Annotated in this window: 16 protein-coding genes; 10 read left to right on the forward strand and 6 right to left on the reverse strand. The window is 54.7% G+C overall.

Annotated features, from left to right (window positions below):
- Window positions 1-169: 169 nt before the first annotated feature.
- Window positions 170-1,207 (forward strand): LacI family DNA-binding transcriptional regulator, encoded by a 1,038-nt coding sequence (locus CFA77_RS09920; protein WP_206990547.1) that lies wholly within the window; start codon window positions 170-172, stop codon window positions 1,205-1,207.
- A gap of 1 nt (window position 1,208) precedes the next feature.
- Here CFA77_RS09920 and CFA77_RS09925 read toward each other — a convergent pair whose 3' ends face one another.
- The gene (locus CFA77_RS09925) at window positions 1,209-2,189 is read right to left on the reverse strand and encodes a hypothetical protein (RefSeq protein ID WP_206990548.1); all 981 of its coding nucleotides are present in this window, start codon (window positions 2,187-2,189) and stop codon (window positions 1,209-1,211) included.
- A gap of 126 nt (window positions 2,190-2,315) precedes the next feature.
- The gene (locus tag CFA77_RS09930; RefSeq protein WP_206990549.1) at window positions 2,316-3,566 is read right to left on the reverse strand and encodes a sugar MFS transporter; all 1,251 of its coding nucleotides are present in this window, start codon (window positions 3,564-3,566) and stop codon (window positions 2,316-2,318) included.
- Between the two features lie 88 nt (window positions 3,567-3,654).
- Here CFA77_RS09930 and CFA77_RS09935 point away from each other — a divergent pair, with 88 nt between their 5' ends.
- Window positions 3,655-4,545, forward strand: a complete 891-nt coding sequence (locus tag CFA77_RS09935; RefSeq protein WP_206990550.1) for an ROK family protein — start codon at window positions 3,655-3,657, stop codon at window positions 4,543-4,545.
- Window positions 4,546-4,733: 188 nt separating this feature from the next.
- Entirely contained in the window at window positions 4,734-6,143 is a 1,410-nt protein-coding gene (locus CFA77_RS09940) for a trehalose-6-phosphate synthase (protein ID WP_256434917.1), read from the forward strand.
- Between the two features lie 7 nt (window positions 6,144-6,150).
- On the opposite strand, the gene CFA77_RS09945 is transcribed toward CFA77_RS09940, so the two are convergent.
- A complete protein-coding gene (locus tag CFA77_RS09945) occupies window positions 6,151-6,402 on the reverse strand; it encodes a hypothetical protein (RefSeq protein WP_206990552.1) in 252 nt (83 codons plus the stop codon).
- 487 nt (window positions 6,403-6,889) lie between these two features.
- Here CFA77_RS09945 and CFA77_RS09950 point away from each other — a divergent pair, with 487 nt between their 5' ends.
- A complete protein-coding gene (locus CFA77_RS09950) occupies window positions 6,890-7,513 on the forward strand; it encodes a GNAT family N-acetyltransferase (protein ID WP_206990553.1) in 624 nt (207 codons plus the stop codon).
- A gap of 116 nt (window positions 7,514-7,629) precedes the next feature.
- On the opposite strand, the gene CFA77_RS09955 is transcribed toward CFA77_RS09950, so the two are convergent.
- Window positions 7,630-8,112 (reverse strand): hypothetical protein, encoded by a 483-nt coding sequence (locus tag CFA77_RS09955; RefSeq protein WP_206990554.1) that lies wholly within the window; start codon window positions 8,110-8,112, stop codon window positions 7,630-7,632.
- Window positions 8,113-8,274: 162 nt separating this feature from the next.
- On the opposite strand from CFA77_RS09955, the gene CFA77_RS09960 reads away from it, so the two are divergent.
- From CFA77_RS09960 to CFA77_RS09985, 6 genes are all read left to right on the forward strand, one after another.
- Window positions 8,275-11,514 (forward strand): amidohydrolase family protein, encoded by a 3,240-nt coding sequence (locus CFA77_RS09960; protein ID WP_206990555.1) that lies wholly within the window; start codon window positions 8,275-8,277, stop codon window positions 11,512-11,514.
- A 2-nt stretch (window positions 11,515-11,516) separates the two neighbouring features.
- Entirely contained in the window at window positions 11,517-12,377 is an 861-nt protein-coding gene (locus CFA77_RS09965; protein WP_206990556.1) for an SUMF1/EgtB/PvdO family nonheme iron enzyme, read from the forward strand.
- 98 nt (window positions 12,378-12,475) lie between these two features.
- Complete coding sequence (locus CFA77_RS09970) at window positions 12,476-13,912, forward strand: P1 family peptidase (protein WP_206990557.1); 1,437 nt, start codon at window positions 12,476-12,478, stop codon at window positions 13,910-13,912.
- 32 nt (window positions 13,913-13,944) lie between these two features.
- Entirely contained in the window at window positions 13,945-15,123 is a 1,179-nt protein-coding gene (locus tag CFA77_RS09975) for an acyl-CoA dehydrogenase (protein ID WP_206990558.1), read from the forward strand.
- Between the two features lies 1 nt (window position 15,124).
- Window positions 15,125-16,375 carry a CaiB/BaiF CoA-transferase family protein gene (locus tag CFA77_RS09980; RefSeq protein ID WP_206990559.1) on the forward strand — a complete coding sequence of 417 codons (1,251 nt, stop codon included), beginning with the start codon at window positions 15,125-15,127 and terminating at the stop codon, window positions 16,373-16,375.
- A 192-nt stretch (window positions 16,376-16,567) separates the two neighbouring features.
- Window positions 16,568-18,703, forward strand: coding sequence for a TonB-dependent receptor (locus CFA77_RS09985; RefSeq protein WP_206990560.1), 2,136 nt, complete (start codon window positions 16,568-16,570; stop codon window positions 18,701-18,703).
- Window positions 18,704-18,909: 206 nt separating this feature from the next.
- On the opposite strand, the gene CFA77_RS09990 is transcribed toward CFA77_RS09985, so the two are convergent.
- The gene (locus tag CFA77_RS09990) at window positions 18,910-19,833 is read right to left on the reverse strand and encodes a right-handed parallel beta-helix repeat-containing protein (protein ID WP_206990561.1); all 924 of its coding nucleotides are present in this window, start codon (window positions 19,831-19,833) and stop codon (window positions 18,910-18,912) included.
- The gene (locus tag CFA77_RS09995; RefSeq protein ID WP_206990562.1) at window positions 19,833-21,269 is read right to left on the reverse strand and encodes a peptide MFS transporter; all 1,437 of its coding nucleotides are present in this window, start codon (window positions 21,267-21,269) and stop codon (window positions 19,833-19,835) included. The genes CFA77_RS09990 and CFA77_RS09995 overlap by 1 nt, the downstream gene beginning before the upstream one ends.
- Window positions 21,270-21,299 lie beyond the last annotated feature (30 nt).

A 21,299-nucleotide genomic window follows, 5' to 3' on the forward strand; every position in this document is an offset into this window, starting at 1 on the left:
TCTGCAAGATCACACAATTTCGAGGTCTCGCTATTCCCTTTGTGACTCAGCTTGATTTATAATGGATAATTCGCCCTGTGTGCGGGACACATCGGTCCTTATATGCCCGTTTAATCGGCAATTCAGGCCGCAGACAACAAGACGTCATGACGAGAGGAATTCAGGCGACATGAGCGAGCACGCAAGCAAGTCGCACCGAAAGATGACTATGGCAGAGCTTGCCAAGTTGGCCGAGGTTGATGTCTCGACGGTTTCGCGCGCTCTGAACGATAGTCCGTTGGTGAAGGAAAAGACCAAGCGTCTGATCCTCGATATCGCGGCCGAGACCGGCTATGCAGTCAATGCCTCCGCGCGAAATCTTAGGCGCCAATCGTCCGAGGCAATCGGAATAGTCATCCCGCTACGACCGGAATCTGGCCAGACTATCTCAGACCCCTTCTATCTGGAAATGGTTGGAGCGGTCAGTCAGGCCGCCTCAAGAAATGGCTATGACCTGATCGTGAGTATTCCACGTGAAGACGAAACGATCGCGGAACGCCGCCTTCTGCAGACGGGTAAAGCCGATGGCCTGATCGTGATCGGCCAGGCAGGCATGTCGCAACGGCTTGAAGAGCTAGGACCCCTGGGTCGCAAAGTCGTCGTCTGGGGTGGCAACGCTGGTCACCTAAACTACACACTTGTCGGAAGTGACAATGTCGAAGGCGGTCGACTTGCGGGTGACCATCTTCTTTCGATTGCTCGAAAACGTATATTGTTCCTGGGGCCGGGTCGCCTTCCTGAGGTCCAGCTGCGATACAATGGATTTCTCAAGGCACATGACGAACGTGGCGTACGCTGGGACGATACGTTGACTCTGGACATTGAATTCGGCGCGAAAAATGCGTTCGAGGAAGTTCTTCAATTTTTGGATTCGGGCAAGAAATTTGATGCCATCTTTGCCGCCTCTGATGTTTTGGCAATGTCCGCTTTGCTGGCGCTCAACGCACGCGGCATTTCTGTGCCAGATGATGTAGCTGTGGTCGGTTACGACAATATTGCACAAGCTGGTATGGCAACCCCGTCACTCACGACAATTGACCAGAACATAGCCCGTGGCGGCGAACTGATGGTGGAAAAACTACTCGCTCAACTGGCCGGTGAGACTGCCAAGTCGGAGTTGACGCCCACGCAGCTGATCATTCGTGAATCAAGCGGTGGATCGCGCTAGGCTACGCTGCTGGACCAGACACCGAAGTCAGAGAAACATTTCGCACTGGCGGAAAACTCAGCTGCTTCTCCGGGCCCGCTTGCTCAGTAAACGGACCGAGTACGCTCAACGTACCCGCCACAAGATCATGGTCCACAAGACTACATCCGAACATGCCATCAAGGCCTGTCAGCACGCTACCAGACACCAACGCTGACTCCCATTGCCCATCCAATGATGCTGATGTGTACAGTCTTTGCTGAAACTCAACTTCGCTATCAGGCTGGCCTTCATATTGGCGATTACAGGCTGATACGAGGAGTAGCCAGAGATCCGATGCTTTGTCGTGATAGAGTTTCGGGACTTCAGACTGAGTATACTCGGCTGCGTCGGGCAGTTCGATCGGAGGCAGTAACTCCGTCATCGAGACGCCAGCCGGCCCTTCCGTGAGTCGCGCGCGCGCTATGGCAGGCCTCGTTGGTCCGATCTTGGCAGACCAGAAGGCATTGAGTTCGTCATTGTGATTCCGCACCAGGAACGGATCGCGCCAAGCCATTATGGGACCGCCCTCTTCTCCAGCCCGGTCACCCAGTCTATCCAGTGGCCCCAGATAAAACCCCAGGCGGGTGATCTGGTCATAGTCGCGCAGGGGACAACTGATCGCGGCAGCAGGCACAGTGGTCATGGCATCCGGTGTTGGGCCTGCCCCTACACAAATAGTCTGGAGGAAAGTTCGCGCCGGGGAGATGTTACGGACCCCGGTATATCCGAAGAGGGTTTGGCCCGTTTTTCCCATGATGACAGAACCACTCCACACGTTGAACGCATCTGCGCCATCGGACGCGCCGCCGGGCTGGATCGCCACACCTTGATCGCGCCACGAGAGACCATTGTCGGCTGAACGGAAATGCCGAATATGAAAGGAATGGTCGTTGCGCTGCGGCGGCAGGATTGCTGATCCATCGAAGTCCGTCCGACTGAGCGCCAGACAGTATAGATGCAAGTGCCCTTCCCCCGACTGAATCGTCCAAGAGTCCCACAACCAAAGATCTGGATGACGAATGTCTCCCGAAAAGGATAGCTCGCATGGATCAGGGATCGGCGCTGTACGGCGACTCATAAACTATCCTCAGGAATATTCCGACTGGTCTGCAGCCTTGAGAGCCGCCGCTGCAGGGTTTGCAATCCAGTTCACAAGCCCCATCACGAACAATAAGCCTGCAAAGCCTGTCGCGAGGACGAAGCCAATCCGCATGTCGCCTCCGCCAAACATATCACTGGCCACCGCCATCAGCAGAGGCGCAAAAGCCGCCGACGCGGCGGTAAAAAACAGGATCAGTCCTGCGACTGCGCCATGATCACTCTTTGGAAAACAGCTGATGCCCTTGGAGTTCAGAGTCGGATAGATCATCGACATGAACAGGCCCGATAGCGGCAGCAGGAAAACCGCCGCAGATTTACCGATCAGCGCACTTGCGAGGAAACAGCCAAAAATGATCGCGGTGAACGCCATCATTACCAACTTCCAGTCAACGATGCGGAGAATCCAAGCCCCAAGAAACCGTCCGACAGCACGCAATACAAAGAAAATCATCACCGCATATGCCGCAAACATCATGGCGGTGTTGGTTCCGGTGAACCCTTCGAGAAAGGTTGGCAGCCAAACAAAGATAGCGACTTCGCAGGCGACATAGAGGGCGATGGCCATGGAAAAACCAAGCGCGTGCGCATTACCCAAAAGTGACAGCGTGTGTCGTACCGACGCTGGCGTCTCCTTCTCACCGGTAATGGGTGGATACTCTGTCACCAGCGCAGCGATGATCATCAGCGCGCACAAACATGCGGCAATCATGTACAGCCAGGTCCAGGACAAGCCCTGTCCCGTCAGCCACACTACCAGCAATGGGCCGATGATGGCCCCGACGCCGAAGAAGCCCTCGACGGCGTTCATGCGTGACGTGTGATCATCCGTGGAATTCGCGAGGTCTCCAACCAACGCCAATGCGGAGGTCTTGAACACACCGATGGCGAGGCCAGAAATGAAGAGCAGTGTAAAGTAGAGCTGAAAGGACTGGCCTGTCATGAAAAGTGCGCTGGCGACGCCATACATTGCCAAACCACCTATGATCGTCTTCTTGCGTCCGAAGCGATCCGCGAGAAAGCCCAGACCGATCCCGCTCATGGCAATCGCAATCATTGTTGCCCAATGAAACGCGCTCGCCTCAGTATTGGAAAGATTCATGTCCACACGCGCGATCTTGATGATCTCGCCGACCGCATCGGTCGTCATGGCGAACATAAAGAACATCGCGTAAGTGAGTGCGGAAACGAGCGCTACAGAGACGCCCTTTTTGCCAGACCCTACTTGTGTTCTTGTCATCTTGTTGTCTCCTCCGCGATTGTGATAACAAAAATACAATCGATTGCAAATGAATATTCGAAGTTCTGAAATGATCGGGGAGCGGGTTATGTCGACCAGAAACTTTCGCGGCGGAATCGATGCTGGCGGCACCACGTTCAAATGTGGCATCATGGACGATAAAGGTAACATCGTTCAGAAGTTTCGCGTCAAAGTCTCGACACCAGACGAAACTATTTCCAGCTGCATCAATTTTTTTCGGCCCGTTTTCGAAACCGACCGCCTGTCTTCGTTCGGAATCGCCAGCTTCGGGCCGATCGATATCGATCCGCGGTCTTCAACTTATGGCACCATTTTACAAACACCAAAGCCCGGTTGGTCCCTAACCGACCTCAAGACCGCGTTCGGCTCTGCTATGGGAGTACCTGTTCGCTTGGACACGGATGTGAACGGCGCTCTAAGGGCAGAGATGGCATACGGAGCAGCGAAGCATGTGGACTCCGCTGCCTATGTCACTATTGGCACCGGTATTGGCGCAGGTGTTTTTGCCAATAATCAGCTCTTGGCACACCCCCACCATCCGGAGTTTGGCCACATACCTGTGAACCGTCATCCCTTGGACTCAAGCTTCAATAGCGTTTGCTCATATCATGAAGATTGTCTGGAAGGTCTTGCCTCCGCCACGGCCGTGCACGCCCGGGCCGGGGACCCTAGTGAACTTCCACAAGACCATCCTGTTTGGGACGTCACGGCTGATTACCTGGCTCAGGCATGCCGCAGCTTGTTCCTGACAGCCCGCCTGAACCGAATCATTCTGGGCGGGGGGCTTATGTTGGCGCCGCACCTGCTGAGCCGCATACACGTCGAATTCGTTCGTCAGATGAACGGCTATCTCGGAATGGATTACCCGATTGCCGAAGACCTCATTTGCACTCCGGCCTTGGGAGATGATGCCGGTCTGATCGGCGCGATCCTGTTGGGAGGTGACGCAGAACACTAGAGTTTGCGCACTCATAGTTCAGCAAGTACAGCGCTCGCCAAAACGCTCACTACACAGATTTCCTCCAATTCCTCGCGCCAATAACCAGCTGCCAGTTTGCTTCATTTTGGCGCAACTTTTTCAGCTCTAGCGAGTTGGTTGATCATTGTGGCCGGAATGCCGTTGATCAACCAGAAGATGAGGATGCTGTGTCCAGACTCGTAGTTTTTTCGAACCGATTGCCATTGGGATCATCGCCGTCTGGGGGACTGGTCGTTGCCTTGGGAAGAACGATGGAGCAGCGAGGGGGAGTGTGGATTGGCGCCACGCCCGGGAAAGGCGGAACAGGCCAGCATACGCTCCAGTCATATGAAGGAGCCAGCTTTGACCGGCACGCGCTTCATCTGCCGGAAGGCGAATACAACGACTATTACCTGGGATATTCGAACTCCGTCCTGTGGCCGCTTTTCCATGGTCGCACAGACCTTCTGGATGTCGAAGAAGGACAACTCGCAGCTTATAGCAGCGTCAACAGGAAGATGGCGGAAGCATCTGTCAACCTGATCCAAGAGGGCGATGTGATCTGGATCCATGATTATCACTTCATTCCTCTCGCTGCGGAACTGCGCAAATTGGGCGTCAACAATCCGATCGGTTTCTTTCTGCACACGCCATTCCCATCCTCGAACAATGTACGCGCGATGTCTCACAAAGAATTCTTGCTGGATTGGTTGGCTGCGTACGATCTTGTGGGATTGCAAACCCAACGCGATGTCTCTGCACTGATCGAGGTTTGCCGCGCCACATTCGGCGGACAGTTGCTGTCAGACGGGAGAATCCGCTGCAAAGGTCAGGATATCTGGGCGGCCAGCTTTCCAATTGGGATAGATGCAGAGACGTTCCGGCAGACAGCCGAGACGCAGGAAATGACGTCACCCCGGATCGACCCTGGCCAGAAACTTCTGATCGGCGTGGACCGATTGGATTATTCAAAAGGACTGCCTCACAAGTTCCGCGGATTTCAGCGCTTTCTGGAAGATCAGGATTCCGAAAGTGAGCGCCTTACACTGTTGCAAATCGCATCGCCGACGCGCGAAAATGTGGAAGCCTACCAGGATATCCGGCGCCAGCTTGAGCAGTTATCCGGTGAGGTCAATGGAGAGTTTGCCGAGCTTGGATACATGCCTATCCAGTACATCCATCGCGCTGTGCCCCGCGACTATCTGGCAGGCCTCTATCGACGGGCTGCGATTGGTCTCGTCACACCACTGATCGATGGAATGAATCTGGTGGCGAAAGAATACGTGACTGCGCAGGATTCCAGTGATCCCGGTGTACTCATACTCTCGGAATCTGCGGGGGCGGCAGAGCAGCTGGGCATTGGCGCCCTGACGGTCAATCCCTTCGATCCGTCCTCTATTGCTGGCGCGATACGCAAAGCCGTTGCCATGCCCCTGACCGAACGAATTGAACGCCATCAGGCCATGTGGGATGAAATTTCTCAGCACGACGTCTATTGGTGGACTGAAACCTTCCTGAATCGGCTAGACGAAAATGCAAGTTCCCGCAGGAAAAGGAGCAGGTCCATTGCGGACATGGAGACAATGTTGCGCGGTTAATGCGTCATCACGAGTCCCGGGACTCTTCATCAACCAATGTATTTTCAGTCACGACGGGACCGATTTCCGGTTCGGGGCCCAGTTCAACTGAATCGTCCTCACCCTTGAAGTGACTCACCGGCTCTTCCTGTATTGGCTCGAACGGGCCGTTCCCGGGCAGCATCTGCTCGCGCCGTCTCTCGGCAGCGTGCTGGATCTCGCCAACTTCTTTGGCGGTGGATCGCGGATAGCCCAGATGATCCAAAGTCTTGCGTGTCATCAATTGTCTCCTCAAAGACAATCAACCCATATCAATCATATTGGTTGCACAGGCGGGAACCGACAGCATCGCCAAAGGCCTGGAACACCTGCCATCACCCTCAGCATTCAAAAAATTGGCGTCACTAATTATCACCCCTTATCGAACATTAAGACAGTCACGCGCTGACTGTTTGCTTGCCAAAGCCAAGCAAACTTCCGGGTGACCATGGCAACAATCGTCCACGAGTACAGAGAGCAGCTGATTTACACTTTCAATCTCCGCAGTGTAGATCATGCGACGGGCGTCGCCTCGACACTGATCGGCCCCGATTAACGAACCGGAGTGCTTCAGTGCTTCGCTCGCATGACGTGCCATTTGAATGAACCAGGGCGGGAACGCGATTTCATGCTTGCACGCCGATTACAAATTACTGCCGTGCCATGGTACCAGACCATCGTGTGCGCATCATCGAAAACGTCCATTTTGCACCTGTCAGGAGCGATACATGCAGCTTTCACGTATATCTGGGGCCCTGGCAGCCCCGGACGATTTCGATGCAGTCTTCGCGATCTATGAAAGCGCCCTTCCCGCAGCTGAGCGCAAAACCAGGGCCGAGCTTGCCACACTGTTGGAGCGAAATGACTACGCAGTGATCGCGGCTAGGCGAGGCAAGCAGGTGGTCGGCTTTTCGGTAATCTTTCTCCCTGATCAGAACACCTTTTCGCTTCTCGAATATCTCGCGACACGACAAGGGTGCCGAGGACAGGGCATCGGACGAGCGCTGTTCGAACATGCTCTGGAATTATCGCATGGTCGCACCTTGTTGATCGAAGTCGAGGCCGAATGTGGCCCAGAGGCGGAACGCAGACTGCAACGCAGGCGGAAACGCTACTATGAGAGACTCGGGTGCCTTACGTTCGAATCGGTTTCCTACAAGATGCCTCAACTAAACTCCGAGTCACCGCCCGCACTTGATCTGATGTACCATCCGAACGGAATCGACACATCAATCAGCAAGGACGTGATGCGGACTTGGATAACGCGTATATATTCAGGCGTTTACAATCGCCAAATTGGCGAACCAACCATCGAAGCGATGCTGCAAGACTGGCCAGCAAACCAAGGCTAGCCCCAACATGGTGAGTTGTAAGCTGATTGGCACAACATCAACTCACCCCACGCCTCATGTCATGAAGTTCATTCACGAAAAGCAGGATGAATTGGCGTTGCGCCCGACTTTCCCGGTTAATCAGCTGGGTCAGGATCGTCGACTGCCGTATCAGTTACGATCTTCCACTCGCCGTTCACTTTCCGCCAGACGGTTACATAATCACCCGTCGTATCGGGATCGCCATCGACGACGAAACTTCCCCAAGTGATTCCCAAATCACCACTCGCCGCACCCATAGCGCCTTCAGGCTGCCAATGAACGGGCGACGGAACCATGTCCAACTGTCGCTCGGCCATGATAGCCGCCTGGCCTGTCAGAAACCCCTCACCTGCTTCGATCATGAAACCTTTTTCAAAATCCACAAACTTCAGAGACGCTGCTTCATAGCCATGCGCGAGATTGTAGGCTTCATAAGCGCGATCAACTGCCATCAATTCTGCCTCGATTTGCGGGGCTGTTGCGTGCACGTCCGACGTCGGCAGGCTGGTGCACCCTGTTGTGCCGATGGCAAGGCCCAACATGGCCACGCCGCACACCGTATTGACTGTTTGGTTCATGAAAATCTCCTGAGGTGAAGCACGGAATGTATCTGCAACCAAAGCGCACAGGCACTGCGTATTGCGCTAGGATCGGTGCATCATGAGCACCAGGTCACCGACAGATTGCATCACCCCTGAACTGACGGAGATGCTAACCTGACGTCAGTAGGAGAGACAAAAATGCACATCCGCTTACTGATTTTATTCGTTCTTGCTTACGCTGCGGCACACCCGGCCCCCGCCTCCGGAGACAGCCTCAGCAGTCATACTGGCGTTAAAACCGTCAATCTGGACTTGTCGGAAGGAACATGGATGAGCCTGGACGTCAGTCCAGACGGGAAGTTCATTTCGTTCGACCTCCTGAACGATATTTACGTTATGCCAGCGTCGGGAGGTAAGGCCGTCGCGATCCATCAAGGCTCCGTGGCGCAACGTAGTCCGCAGTTCAGTGCAGATGGACAATTTCTGACTTATCTGAGCGACGAAAGTGGTGCCGACAATGTCTGGGTATCGCGTGTCGATGGCAGTGAAGCCCGCCAGATCACGCAGGAATCGCACGCCATGATAGCTGGTCCGGCTTGGGCCGCTGACGGGAAATCCATTGCAGCAGTGAAAACCTATTCGGACATCTTTCGTGTCCGAAATTCTGAAATACACCTCTACAGCCTCGATGGCACGTCCGATGAGATCATCGTTTCTCCCCCGCAGAGTGGCAAGGATGTTCAGGAGCCACGTTTTTCGCCCGAAGGCCGATATCTTTATTATACGGAACGTATTGGCGGTGATCACTATGTCTACATGAATACCGGCCTGAAGAACTTCGCGATCAACAAGCTGGATCTGGAGACGGGGAAAAAGCGTCGTGCCATATCCGGCTTCGGTGGTGCATCGACTCCGCAAGTCTCTCCCGATGGCAATTCAGTGGCTTTCATTCGCCGTCTAGGCGCAAAGACCGTGCTGTTCGTCAAAGACCTGGAAACCGGGTACGAACAGCCAATCTATGACGAACTCGGGCGAGACCTGCACGGAGATTACCTGCCACAGGAACACTACTATCCATCTTTCGACTGGTTTCCGGACAACCGAACAATTGCGATCTGGGCAAAGGGAAAGATTGTTCGCATTGATACGCACTCTGCCTCTGCAGAAGAAATTCCTTTCAGCCTGACCTCGCGGCACGAGCTTCAGCCAGCCATTCGCGTGAAACAGGACCTTGCGCCTGAACAAGTCACCATCCGCACGCTGCGGCAGCTGGCACCTCAGCCGAACGGACAGACCATGCTGTTCCGCGCGGTCGGCAAGCTATGGAAAATCAAGATGGACGCGCCAGCCAGACCGGCGCGCCTCACCACTTCCGATGCAGCCGAATCCGACCCTGCCTGGTCTCCGGACGGACAGAAGATTGTCTATACGAATTGGACGGATCAGACCGGCAGTCGGTTGGTCATCCGCAATGCGGCTACGGGAGAGGAAAGGACTATCGTTGAAAGTCGAGGCGTGATCCGAGAACCACGGTTTTCCAACTCTGGAGACTTGATCGCGTATCGCATCATGGAGCCGGATCCGTCGTTCAATGCGGCCGGTCCGGAAACAGGCATCTACATCGTAGATGCGTCCGGAGGAACTTCCAGGTTCCTTTCACCGTCTTCCGGCTTGGTCGGCTTCTCTGCCGATGACAGCCGCTTGTTCCTGTTCGCCGAACCCGCCTTCTACGACCGACGAGCCTCCGTTCTAATGAGCGTCAACCTGGACGGCGGCGATCCCCAAGAGCACGCCATCGCTGAGACCGCGGACATACGCAATCTCAGCCTCAGCCCCGATCAGGCCTGGCTGGGCTTCAAGTATCACAATCGCCCCTACGTCATGCCGTTCGACATCCGCGACGAGCCCATTGTTCTGTCGATGGAAGACAACTCCTCAGGCCGTCTCCTCAGCGAGACTGGTGGATATGAGATGAGCTGGTCTGCGGACGCATCCAGACTTTATTGGACCATGGGAGCGGAAATCCTGTCGGTTGAGCCTGCCACCCAGTCAGCTGCGATCCAGTCTACACCCATACAAATGGAGATGCAGACCGACATACCTGAAGGCATTATTGCCTTTGTAGGTGGCAAGATCATTCCGATTGAGGGCGAAGTCATCGAGAACGGCATCGTCATTGTTGAAGGCAATCGCATTACGGCCGTTGGCCCGCGTAGCAAGGTCAAGATACCCCGGAACGCGACCCGGATAGACATCAAGGGCAAGACACTGATGCCGGGCCTGTTTGATGCCCACGGCCATATTGAATGCTGTTTCCGCTCTGGCACCATGCCGCAACAGCACCCTACTCGGCTCGCAGCGCTTGCTTATGGCATTACTACGAATTTTGACCCCTACTCCAATGATCTCATGTCATATGAGAGTGGTGAGATGACGCTTACGGGTGACCTCGTAGGGCCGCGCTGGTTGAAGTCGGGCCAGGTAGTGCATGGCCTCGAAGGTCGTACGGACGGAGTTTATCATCCGCTTGCTTCGATCGAGGATGCACGCAATGTCCTCCAACGACGTACCGCGCTTGGGCCATCGATCCTCAAAAGCTACAAACTATCAACTCGGGCGCAACGTCAGCGGTTGCTTCAAGCCGCTCGTGAATACGGATACATGGTTGATGGGGAGGGTGCCGGTCAGTTCTATACCAATATTGGTATGATTATCGACGGGCACACAAATCTCGAACACAACCTCCCCGTGGCCACTTATTACGAGGATCTTCAAAAGCTCATTGCCGCTTCTGATGTGTCGATGACACCAACCTTGATCGTGACTTTCGGGGAGTTGTTTGGCGAGAATTTCATCTACGAGAATGAAGATCCCTGGAAGGAGGACAAGGTCAGGACTTTCATTCCGGATGTGAACAATGCATATAATCCGATTGCAGGCCCAGGTGGCGCCCCATTGCACGTGCGCTGCATGCATTCGATTCACGTTTCCGATGAAATCTATGATATCGGCTTCCGGTCCGTCGGCAGATCACTCACCAAACTTGCCGAAGCTGGCGCTACTGTAAATGTCGGTTCGCACGGGCAAGCATCGGGCATCGCCATGCATTGGGAAATGTTGCTGTTTGCTGAAAGCGGCATGGCCCCGCTGGATATATTGCGTGCTGCAACATTAAACGGCGCGAAGACCTATGGACTTGATCACCAGCTCGGCTCCATCAAAGCTGGTAAACTGGCCGACATCATCATCCTGGACAAGGATCCTACCGTCGACATCCGCAATGCGAACAGCGTCCGCTACACGATGGTCAATGGGCGCCTTTATGATGCGCACACAATGAATGAGATCGGCAACTATGACCGTCCTCGGAAGGAATTCTACTGGGAGACTCAACCCACAAACGGAATCGACTGGAAATGGACATGGTCAGGAGACTAGACATGAAGTATTCAGCGCTGATCGTAGCAAGTCTCGCACTTATGGCATGCTCCAATAATACCGAAACAAGCGTCAGACCGGACATGGCAACAGTTCAAGCAGCCAGCTTCTTCATGGGCGAAACGGTTGATTATGGGTATGGAGAGATCGACGGCCCACGTCATGAAGTCAGCATTGAGAGTCCGTTTGCTTTCTCTGTCACCGAAGTGACCGTTGGCGACTTTCGATCATTCGTTGAGGATTCCGGCTACGTGTCGGAAGGCATCTGCAATATCTATACAGACAACCAGTCCTGGCACATTGCGCCTGATAGGAATTGGGAACACCCCGGATTTGCGCAAGACGACGATCACCCCGTGGTCTGCGTCAGTTGGGACGACACGCAAGCTTACACAGCTTGGCTGAGCGAAAAGACGGGTGAGGCCTTTCGGCTGCCTTCGGAGGCCGAATGGGAATACGTGGCTTCAACCGGCGGCATCGAAGGTGATGATGGACATGTCGGTCATGACGAAGCCAATATTGGCCTTGTCGATTGCTGTGGCGGCGTCGTGGAAGGACGCGATCAGTGGATGGAAACCGCGCCCGTCGCCAGCTTCCCGGCAGACCGGTTCGGCATCCACGACATGCGTGGCAATGTGTGGGAGTGGCAAGCAGACTGCCATCAGGAAACCTATGACGGTGCGCCGCTGGATGGCTATGCGCGCACGACATGCACAACGCCCGGAAAACACGTAATACGCGGCGGCTCTTATGGTGATGCTGGCGACTACTTGTCCCCGCGCTACCGACTACCAGGTCCAAAATCGCAAGGCTATTTCACAGTCGGATTTCGCGTTGCACAGGATGTTGACCAAGCGAACTAGCAGGTGCGGTTTTCGCACCACACTCTTCCCAAATCGCATCTGTCCGCCATTCAGTTGCATAAGTAATCTATTTTCAAAGCCAGCAATCGAGGATCACCATGCGCATCAAGAGAGACAATTTCCGTGGCCTGCGCGCGATTGGTGCTGCAATCTCCGTTCTCACCTTGGCGGCCTGCGCCACGAGTGCGCTAAACGCTTCCGCAGAACCTGACGGCCAAAGTACCCTTCCACCCTTGATCAATGATGGCTTCGAGGGAGAAAGTGCTCTGAAGTTTGATTGGCCTATGCTGGAGATCGGTACTGGGCAGTATGAAGATGGGCCGACGGGCCTGACCGTTCTGAAATTTGGCAAGAAGGTAAACGCCGCCGTGGATGCGCGCGGAGGTGGTCCGGGCACTGTGAATGCAGAGTATCTCAAACTTGGCTATACGCAGCCTGAACTGGATGCGATCGTTCTGTCCGGTGGTTCTTGGTACGGCTTGGAGGCCGCCACGGCAGTAAACACCGCACTATTGGATGATGGCTATCGGGGCGGCCATTGGAACAATGTCGGCCTTGTTGTTGGATCAATCATTTATGATTTTGGAGGGCGCCGCTTAAACGAAATCTATCCGGACAAACGCCTCGCGCAACTTGCCTTGCGCGCTGCAAAGCCGGGGGTGTTTCCGAACGGCGCGTTTGGCGCAGGGCGTTCGGCAATGAATGGCGGGATATTCGGGTGCAACGCACGATCCGGACAAGGCAGCGCCTTTCGGCAGATCGGCGACGTAAAGATTGCCGTCTTCACCGTCGTCAACGCATTGGGTGCCGTTACCGACCGGGATGGCAATGTCGTCGCCTGCCATAAAGGGACAAACTGGCCCGAAACCCTGAAAGCTTCCGACCTCATGGGGGCCGCACCTGCCAGTCTGCAGCCGGACTGGAATGGCGATAAGGACACTCAGGAATTTGAGCGGAAGAACACGACGATCAGTGTCGTGGTCACCAATCGCACGATGTCCCCTGCAGAGCTTCAACGCCTCGCTGTTCAAGTTCACACATCCATGGCGCGTGGCATTCAACCCTTTGCAAGTGAATTCGATGGCGATGTCCTGTACGCTGTTTCAACCAATGAAGTTGAAGCTGGGCCGGGCGTGAACCTGCCCAGCATGGAAATTGGTGTGGCTGCATCTGAACTTATGTGGGATGCCATTCTGGCTGCTGTTCCACCCCAACAGGTCACTCAGCCCAAGGCTGACCCCGACCTGGTCATTCCATCTTCGACACTCCGGGAATATGTCGGCACATACAAATTCAGCGATTTCGCATCGCTCACAGTACGTTTGGAAGACGGAAACCTAGTGGCGGAGGCTAGCGGAGAGCGCGACGTGTTTCAGATTACCAAAGCCGGACCACGAAGACTGCTAGCTGCAATGCAGGATGTTTTCACTGTAGACCGCGGCCGCTACCCATTCAGCGTCAAATTCACCGGCGACACCGTGATCGTGAACCCCGGGCGATGGCAACAGATCGGACACCGTGTCGGACACGAGTAGGCCCAACTTCATTCTATCTATCAGGAATTCAGATGACCAAGTATTCTGCCTTTGACTGGGCCGACGCCCTTTCGCTCGCCTCCGATCTGACCGAGGATGAACGCTCGGTGCAACGAACCGCGCACGACTTCGCTGAGAAGCGCCTCCTGCCGGGTATCGTCGAGGCCAATCGCAACGCACAATTCGACCGAGAAATCCTGAGGGACATGGGGTCTCTGGGCCTGCTCGGTCCGACATTGCCTGAAGAGTATGGTGGAGCCGGAGTAAGTCACGTCGCCTACGGATTGGTTTCTCACGAAGTAGAGGCCGTAGACTCCGGCTATCGGTCCGCTCTCAGCGTACAGTCGTCTTTGGTGATACATCCCATTCACGCTTATGGGACCGAAGAACAACGCCAGCGCTGGTTGCCGGGGCTTGTGTCGGGCGAATTGGTCGGGTGTTTTGGGCTCACAGAACCCGACCACGGTTCCGACCCTGGCAATATGTCATCTCGCGCCGTTGCTGTAGAGGGTGGGTATCGCCTGAACGGTGCGAAGATGTGGATCACGAACAGCCCTATTGCTGACGTGCTCGTCGTATGGGCGAAGCTGGATGGCACGATCCGCGGTTTTGTGCTCGAGCGTGGTATGGAGGGCCTTTCCACTCCGGAGATCCAGGGAAAGCTCGCCCTGCGCGCATCAATCACGGGCGAAATCGTCATGGACGACGTGTTCGTGCCGCATGACCATTTGCTCCCGAATGCACAAGGTTTGTCTGGTCCATTCGGATGTCTCAACAAGGCCCGGTTCGGAATTGCTTGGGGAGCACTTGGCGCCGCGCGTAGCTGCTGGATGTCTTCGCGCTCATACACAATGGATCGGAACCAGTTCGGGCGACCACTTGCGGCGAACCAACTCATTCAAAAGAAACTGGCCGATATGCAAACGGAAATCTCGATAGGACTCCAAGCATGCCTAAAGGTCGGGCGACTGCTCGAAACCAACTCTGCCAAGCCCGAAATGATTTCCTTGATCAAACGAAACAGTACCGGAAAAGCCCTTGATATCGCGCGGGCAGCACGCGACATGCATGGTGGCAACGGCGTATCGGACGAATTCCATGTGATGCGCCACATGTGCAACCTCGAAGCGGTCAACACGTACGAGGGCACCCACGACGTTCATGCATTGATCCTTGGCCGGGCACAAACCGGAATTGCGGCGTTCAATTGATATGGCGAACGCACTTGACGGTTTGCGAGTTCTGGACCTGAGCAGAGTTCTTGCCGGGCCATGGGCGACCCAGCTCCTGGGAGACCTGGGAGCTGAAATCATCAAGATCGAGCATCCAGTCCGTGGGGATGACACACGAAGCTGGGGGCCGCCTTTTCAATTCGGTGAGGATGGCGATACCCGTGAAGCCTCATACTTTTTAAGTGCCAATCGCAACAAGAAATCGGTCTGTGTCGACATTTCGACGGAGGCCGGCCAGAGTGTAATTCGTGAGCTGTCGGCTTCAAGCGACGTCCTCGTCGAAAACTTCAAGACGGGTACGTTGGAAAAGTACGGATTGGATGCCGCCTCTCTCAGACTTATCAACCCCCGTCTTATCTATTGCTCCATAACAGGCTTTGGCCAGACGGGCCCCTATGCCGACCAGCCAGGATACGACCTGTTGATTCAGGCAATGGGCGGTCTGATGAGCGTCACGGGCGTTCCAGATGATGAGCCGGGAGGCGGACCGCTGAAGGTCGGTGTCGCATTGGTCGATATCGTGACTGGTCTTTATGCAGCCAATGCCATTCAGGCGGCATTTCTGCATCGGGAGCGGACTGGCCAAGGGCAGATTATCGACATCTCGCTGCTTGATTGCCTCGTCGCCGCAATGGCCAATCAGTCACAGGGGTTTCTCTCAACAGGAGAAAATCCGGAACGGATGGGTAATGCTCATCCAAGTATTGTACCCTATGACGTGTTCAGTACCCTCGACGGACACATTGTCCTGGCGGTCGGAAACGATCTTCAGTTTATCGACCTTTGCGAACGAATTGGATGTGCCGAATTGCTCCGCGACCATCGATTCGCAACCAATGGTGCACGCGTGGCCAACCGGATATCCCTGACCTCCCTATTGACTGAAAAGTTGCGAACGCGGTCAACCGAACACTGGATGAACCTGCTACAGAACAGCAAAGTTCCAGCAGGACCTGTCAACAGGATGTCTGATGTGTTTGAAAACACTCAAGTTCGGGCGCGGGGCTCACGCATCACCTTGCCACACCCTACCCTCGGAACCGTGCCCGGAATCGCTTGCCCAATCCGGCTCAGCCACACACCCGTAACATATAGATCTGCTGCACCGACCCTTGGACAAGACACGCTCAACGTGTTGACCACTGTGCTTGGTTATTCTCCGGATACAGTTGAACGACTACGTTCGGAAGGCCAAGTCGGTGCTCGAAAGGCGGTTGTCACACCCCGCTGACAGGCTAAGCAATACTCGTTTGATGTGATCTCAGTTTTGCAACGCTTCAGAGCATTCAAAACTGGTCTCTGTCCCAGCCAAGCCACCAGAGGTGCGTATTCCGCACCATGCAATTCACTTTTAGCATCTGCACAAATTTTTGTTTGTCCGTCTTACTCGAAGGCAATGTAGCAAAAGCGAGCGGGAGAACACATGAAACGTAAATATCTTTGGACATCGGGGAGCGCTATTATTGCGCTGATGCATGCGGCGAGCGCGCATGCTCAAACAGCTGACGCTCCGGCCGATGATGCAGAACTGGTGCAGTCTGCCATTATGGTAACAGCCCAGAAACGTGAACAACGTCTGATCGACGTTCCAATGGCCATCGAGTCCATCTCTGGGGATGAACTGGCAAAATTGGGCGTAGCAAGCGTGCAGGACTTGTCCTTTAGCGTACCTGGACTGACCATGCGGGAAGATGGTCCGGGCAGCTACACAATATTCATCCGTGGACTGGCGAACCAGTCAGGATCTGGCGCCCTCGTCGGCATGTACATGGACGAGGCACCTCTTTCACTCAGCGGCTATGACCAACTCAGCCCTGTGGCCCTCGATCTTGAACGTGTGGAAGTCCTCAAGGGGCCTCAAGGCACACTCTACGGCCAAGGGGCCGCTGGGGGTGTCATTCGCTACATCACGGCCGATCCTGTGCTCGATCAGGTCGAAGGCAAGGTCAAAGGTGAACTCTACACCGTCTCTGAAGGTGAGATCGGCCAAAAGGGCGAATTCATCATCAACACACCGATCATCGAAGATAAACTCGCTGTCCGTCTGGCAGTAGGGGTCGAAAATGGCGGTGGCTGGATCGACCAACCAGAGGCAGGCATTGAGGATGGCAATGGCACCGAACTCCTGAACGCTCGCGGTAAAATCCTCTGGGTGCCTACGGAAAACTTTTCGGCCAAGGCGATGGTCCAGATCCAGCGCGCAGAAACTGAACTCGGCATGGGGTATGAAGAAGCTGATCGTACGGTCGATGTGGGCCCTGACCGCAGCAAGGTGATGATTCCGAAGAAATTCGACTTCAACATTTACAATCTGGAACTGTCCTATGATTTCGGCTTTGCGGAACTGACCTCCTCAACTACGCAGATCGACCATGACCACCAGTACCCGTTCTCCTATATCGCGCGCGAAGGAAATTACTCGTACGGATTTGTTGAAGGGAATGATGATCGCTTTGTAGAAGCTGAACAGTTTTCTCAGGAAGTTCGGCTTTCGGATGCATCAGACCACTACGCTTGGACGGTCGGCGCATACTATAGCGACGGCGAACGCTCCCTGACTGCGGACTATGAATACGCATACGCACCTGGCGGCGACCTGTATCAAGGTGGCGGCGTTCTGTATGACGATCTGTTCTACTATTCCGCTTCGTCGTCCGAATCATACTCTCTGTTTGCGGACGGCTCATTCGATGTAACGGAAAAGCTGACCCTCGGCGCCGGCATGCGCTATTTCCACGATGAGCAGACCAGCCTGATTGAATATGCACCCGGCACGGGCACGGAACTGGCAGATACATTTCAGTCGTTGGACCCACGTGCCTACATGACCTACCAGTATGATGAAGACGCGACGATCTATGCGAGTGCAGGATCGGGATTCAGAAGCGGCGGCTTCAACTCCGCGCCATTCGATCCGTATGAGCCAGAAAACATTCTTACATATGAAATCGGCACGAAAGGAAATACTCGCAACTTCCAGTATGATGTTGCGGCCTTCTTCACCGAGTACAAGGATATGGTTCGCCGTCGGTTGACCGAGGTGAATGGAGCGTTCCTCGGAGAATCCAGCAATATCGGCAAGGTGGAAGTGAAAGGCATCGAGGCCGGCCTTGCATATCAACCCATGTCCGGTCTCACCCTTTCGGTCAACGCCTCATATCTCGACAGCGAGATCGTGGAAACAGCGGATACCGACCAGGTGAACCAGGTTGGTGATCCAACCGACTACACTCCGGAATTGAGCTATACACTGGGCGTCAATTATGACTTCGACCTGACGCCTGACAATCCGGCATTCGTCAGGGTCGATTTCAACCATAGGGACAAAGTCACCTATATCGACCGGTCAAGCTTCGTGGCCTCCGCGCTTCCGCAAAGTTCAGACGCCCTGAACCTGTTAAACGCGCGCGCAGGTGTCGGCGTCGGCAACTTCGATCTCGAGATTTTCGCCACAAATCTCACCGACGAAAACAAATCCATTGACCCCTACCAGGGCTGGGCCAACGCAAACCGCACGCGTCCCCGTGTTGTCGGCGTCAGCGCTGCGTATAATTTCTAGAGGCAATGGAAATGAGATGATCTGGAAACTCTGGTAGACTCCCGATCGTCTCACCTCCACCCCGTAACTGGCCCGATCTCCTATGGAGGTCGGGCCTTTTTGATTGCGCATGAAGGAATGCGACCAAGTTACAAAAAAATGTGTGCCGACGGATTGCCGGCACACAATTCTGGCGAATAGGGGTGTAGAGGAGTCTTTCGCAGGCCTCAGCCCGGCAAACACATATCAACCTCATTGCGATATACGCGTCCCGCGTCTTCTTCTCCGTAATCTTCAGCATTGCCGGACACTTCGCCGCCACAGATCAGGATAACGCTTTCGCCAGATGCACGGGCACCAAAGGGTGAATTGTCCTGCAAGGTGGTCTCGCGGCTTATGATCCTGGCCGTGTCCTCAGTGTAGAGGCCATCATCCTGATTACCCTTGATCAAGCTGTTTTCTACTCTTGCAGACGACGCGCCATAAGCAGCAACCGCTGCAGATTCGCTGGCGATAATTTCACTGTCTATCAGGTCTATCGCTGCAGTCTCCTCAAGCCAGACGCCGAGATGGGACTTGTTGATAGTCAAATTGCGCGCAACGATCCGACCTGCTTCGCGACCCGTCAGCGCCATCTTGGCAACGCCTTCGATTACAACCCCGTCCAAGCTCACATCACTGTTGATGGTGAAAATACCATGCCCATCATATGTATCATCTTCAGCGACTGCATAGTGGAATCCAGAAATGGTCAGGCCTGAGATCTGAACAGTTGAGTCCTCAATTACGATCGCGCTCAAGGGAAAACCTGCGCTGCCAACGAGCCTTGCCCCTTGCTCCGCCTCAATGCTCAGCTTTCGATCCCGAACGACCACCGCTCCGCGTACATGGAGATCCTGAAACGGAACATCCCGGTAGGATGTCGGCGTGTATGTCCCGGTCTTAATCAGAATTCGACGATCTGAGGTGGATTGATCAATGGCCTCCTGCAGCCCAACCAATCCGAAATAATCGCAACTATCGACAGGACCCCTCTGTGAACAGACTTGTACCGCAGTGGTTTCGTCATCCTTGAACTGGCCAGTCGTCGCGCAGGCGACCACCGCAAGCACAGCCGGAAACGAAACAGTCTTAAGAAGTCGAGCGAGCATTAGAGTGCCTCCTGCTGGAAAGGTGCCTTGGGACTGGCGGACAAATCCCTGTCAAGACGCATCAATCGACTGAGGACGGGTCTCAACACAATCAGGAGTACTGCCGCCGACCCTACGATCGCGGCATGCATCAGCCAAAATTCGGAGGCCGACATCACTTCATAAAAGCGGGCGAGCCAACCGCTGAACAGTCCACCGACAAATATGGCCAGATAGTAGGATCCTACCATCATGGAGTTCACCGAATCCGGAGCAGCGCGAGACGTCAGCGCCAGCGCAATTGGTCCAACATACAAAAACCCGACGGCGCAGACAAAATGGAAGATAATGGGCCAGATCAAAGCGACGGAACCCCCGGCAGATAACACGCCTCCCAACCCGAGCAGTGCGAACGCAATTGCGAACACAGCGCAGCCAAGGGCAAGCTTGATCAGATCTCCTGGTTCTGCATTCCGACGAGACTGGTGGCGCCAATACCACAGCACCAGAGGCGCAAGCAGGAGAACCGCCAACGAGTCGAGAGACTGGAACCATGTCACCGGAACCTCCATTCCGAAGACGGTACGATCCACATCTGATCTCAACCATAATGGATAGGCGTTCCAAACTTGCGATTGCGCCGTCCAATACAAGGAAGTGAGGCCCAGCATCACAAGGATTGCCAGAATAACAACGCCGTCGCCCTTTTCCAGCTTCGGACGATCCTTACTCTCCACAACCGTATCCAACGGCAGATAGTTTCGGCCGGACAGGTAAACAGCGAGGCCAATCAACATGCCTATTCCGGCGGCGCCGAAACCATAATGCCATCCATACACCTCGCCCAGCGTGCCGCATATCAAGGGTGCGATAAAGGCACCGACATTTATGCTGAAAACATAGATTGAATAGCCGGAATCCCTTCTCTGGTCAGACTTCTTGTAGAGACCGCCAACCTGAGCCGCGAGATTTCCCTTCAGGAGCCCCGATCCGAGTATCAGGGCGGCCAATGCCAAGAGAAAACTTGCCTCAAACGCCATGAGGAAATGGCCAACCGCCATGAACAAGGCCCCGGCAAGAACGGCCTTTGTCCGGCCCAGAAGCCGGTCTCCAATCAGCCCGCCAAGAACAGGTGCAAAATAGACGAGGCCCACATAAGCCCCAAATACCTGGGATGCCAATGCTTGTATGCTCAGTGGCCCGAATACCGCCTCAAACAAGCTCCGAAAGGGCTCGAATGCCGCAACATTCCCGGAATTCTCCGGCAGGAAAAGGTATGTCGCCATATACAGGATCAACAATGCCTGCATGCCATAGAAGGAAAACCGCTCCCACGCCTCAGTAAACACGATATAGGCCAGCCCCCTGGGGTGACCGAAGAACACCGCATCGTCTGCGCCTGTGGCATTCACGTCCGCCACATCCGAAGCTCCGGAGGTTTTTGGTAGATCACTCATCAAAATGGTCTTTCATTGGATAACTGTGAC

Origin of the sequence: Hyphomonas sp. KY3 (genome assembly GCF_017309975.1) — a bacterium.
GTDB lineage: Bacteria > Pseudomonadota > Alphaproteobacteria > Caulobacterales > Hyphomonadaceae > Hyphomonas.

Coding starts and splice junctions, on each gene's coding strand:
- CFA77_RS09995 (WP_206990562.1), bottom strand. CDS start 21,269: ATGAGTGATCTACCAAAAACCTCCGGAGCTTCGGATGTGGCGGACGTG.
- CFA77_RS09920 (WP_206990547.1), top strand. CDS start 170: ATGAGCGAGCACGCAAGCAAGTCGCACCGAAAGATGACTATGGCAGAG.
- CFA77_RS09960 (WP_206990555.1), top strand. CDS start 8,275: ATGCACATCCGCTTACTGATTTTATTCGTTCTTGCTTACGCTGCGGCA.
- CFA77_RS09985 (WP_206990560.1), top strand. CDS start 16,568: ATGAAACGTAAATATCTTTGGACATCGGGGAGCGCTATTATTGCGCTG.
- CFA77_RS09955 (WP_206990554.1), bottom strand. CDS start 8,112: ATGAACCAAACAGTCAATACGGTGTGCGGCGTGGCCATGTTGGGCCTT.
- CFA77_RS09965 (WP_206990556.1), top strand. CDS start 11,517: ATGAAGTATTCAGCGCTGATCGTAGCAAGTCTCGCACTTATGGCATGC.
- CFA77_RS09935 (WP_206990550.1), top strand. CDS start 3,655: ATGTCGACCAGAAACTTTCGCGGCGGAATCGATGCTGGCGGCACCACG.
- CFA77_RS09975 (WP_206990558.1), top strand. CDS start 13,945: ATGACCAAGTATTCTGCCTTTGACTGGGCCGACGCCCTTTCGCTCGCC.
- CFA77_RS09990 (WP_206990561.1), bottom strand. CDS start 19,833: ATGCTCGCTCGACTTCTTAAGACTGTTTCGTTTCCGGCTGTGCTTGCG.
- CFA77_RS09980 (WP_206990559.1), top strand. CDS start 15,125: ATGGCGAACGCACTTGACGGTTTGCGAGTTCTGGACCTGAGCAGAGTT.
- CFA77_RS09950 (WP_206990553.1), top strand. CDS start 6,890: ATGCAGCTTTCACGTATATCTGGGGCCCTGGCAGCCCCGGACGATTTC.
- CFA77_RS09970 (WP_206990557.1), top strand. CDS start 12,476: ATGCGCATCAAGAGAGACAATTTCCGTGGCCTGCGCGCGATTGGTGCT.
- CFA77_RS09930 (WP_206990549.1), bottom strand. CDS start 3,566: ATGACAAGAACACAAGTAGGGTCTGGCAAAAAGGGCGTCTCTGTAGCG.
- CFA77_RS09945 (WP_206990552.1), bottom strand. CDS start 6,402: ATGACACGCAAGACTTTGGATCATCTGGGCTATCCGCGATCCACCGCC.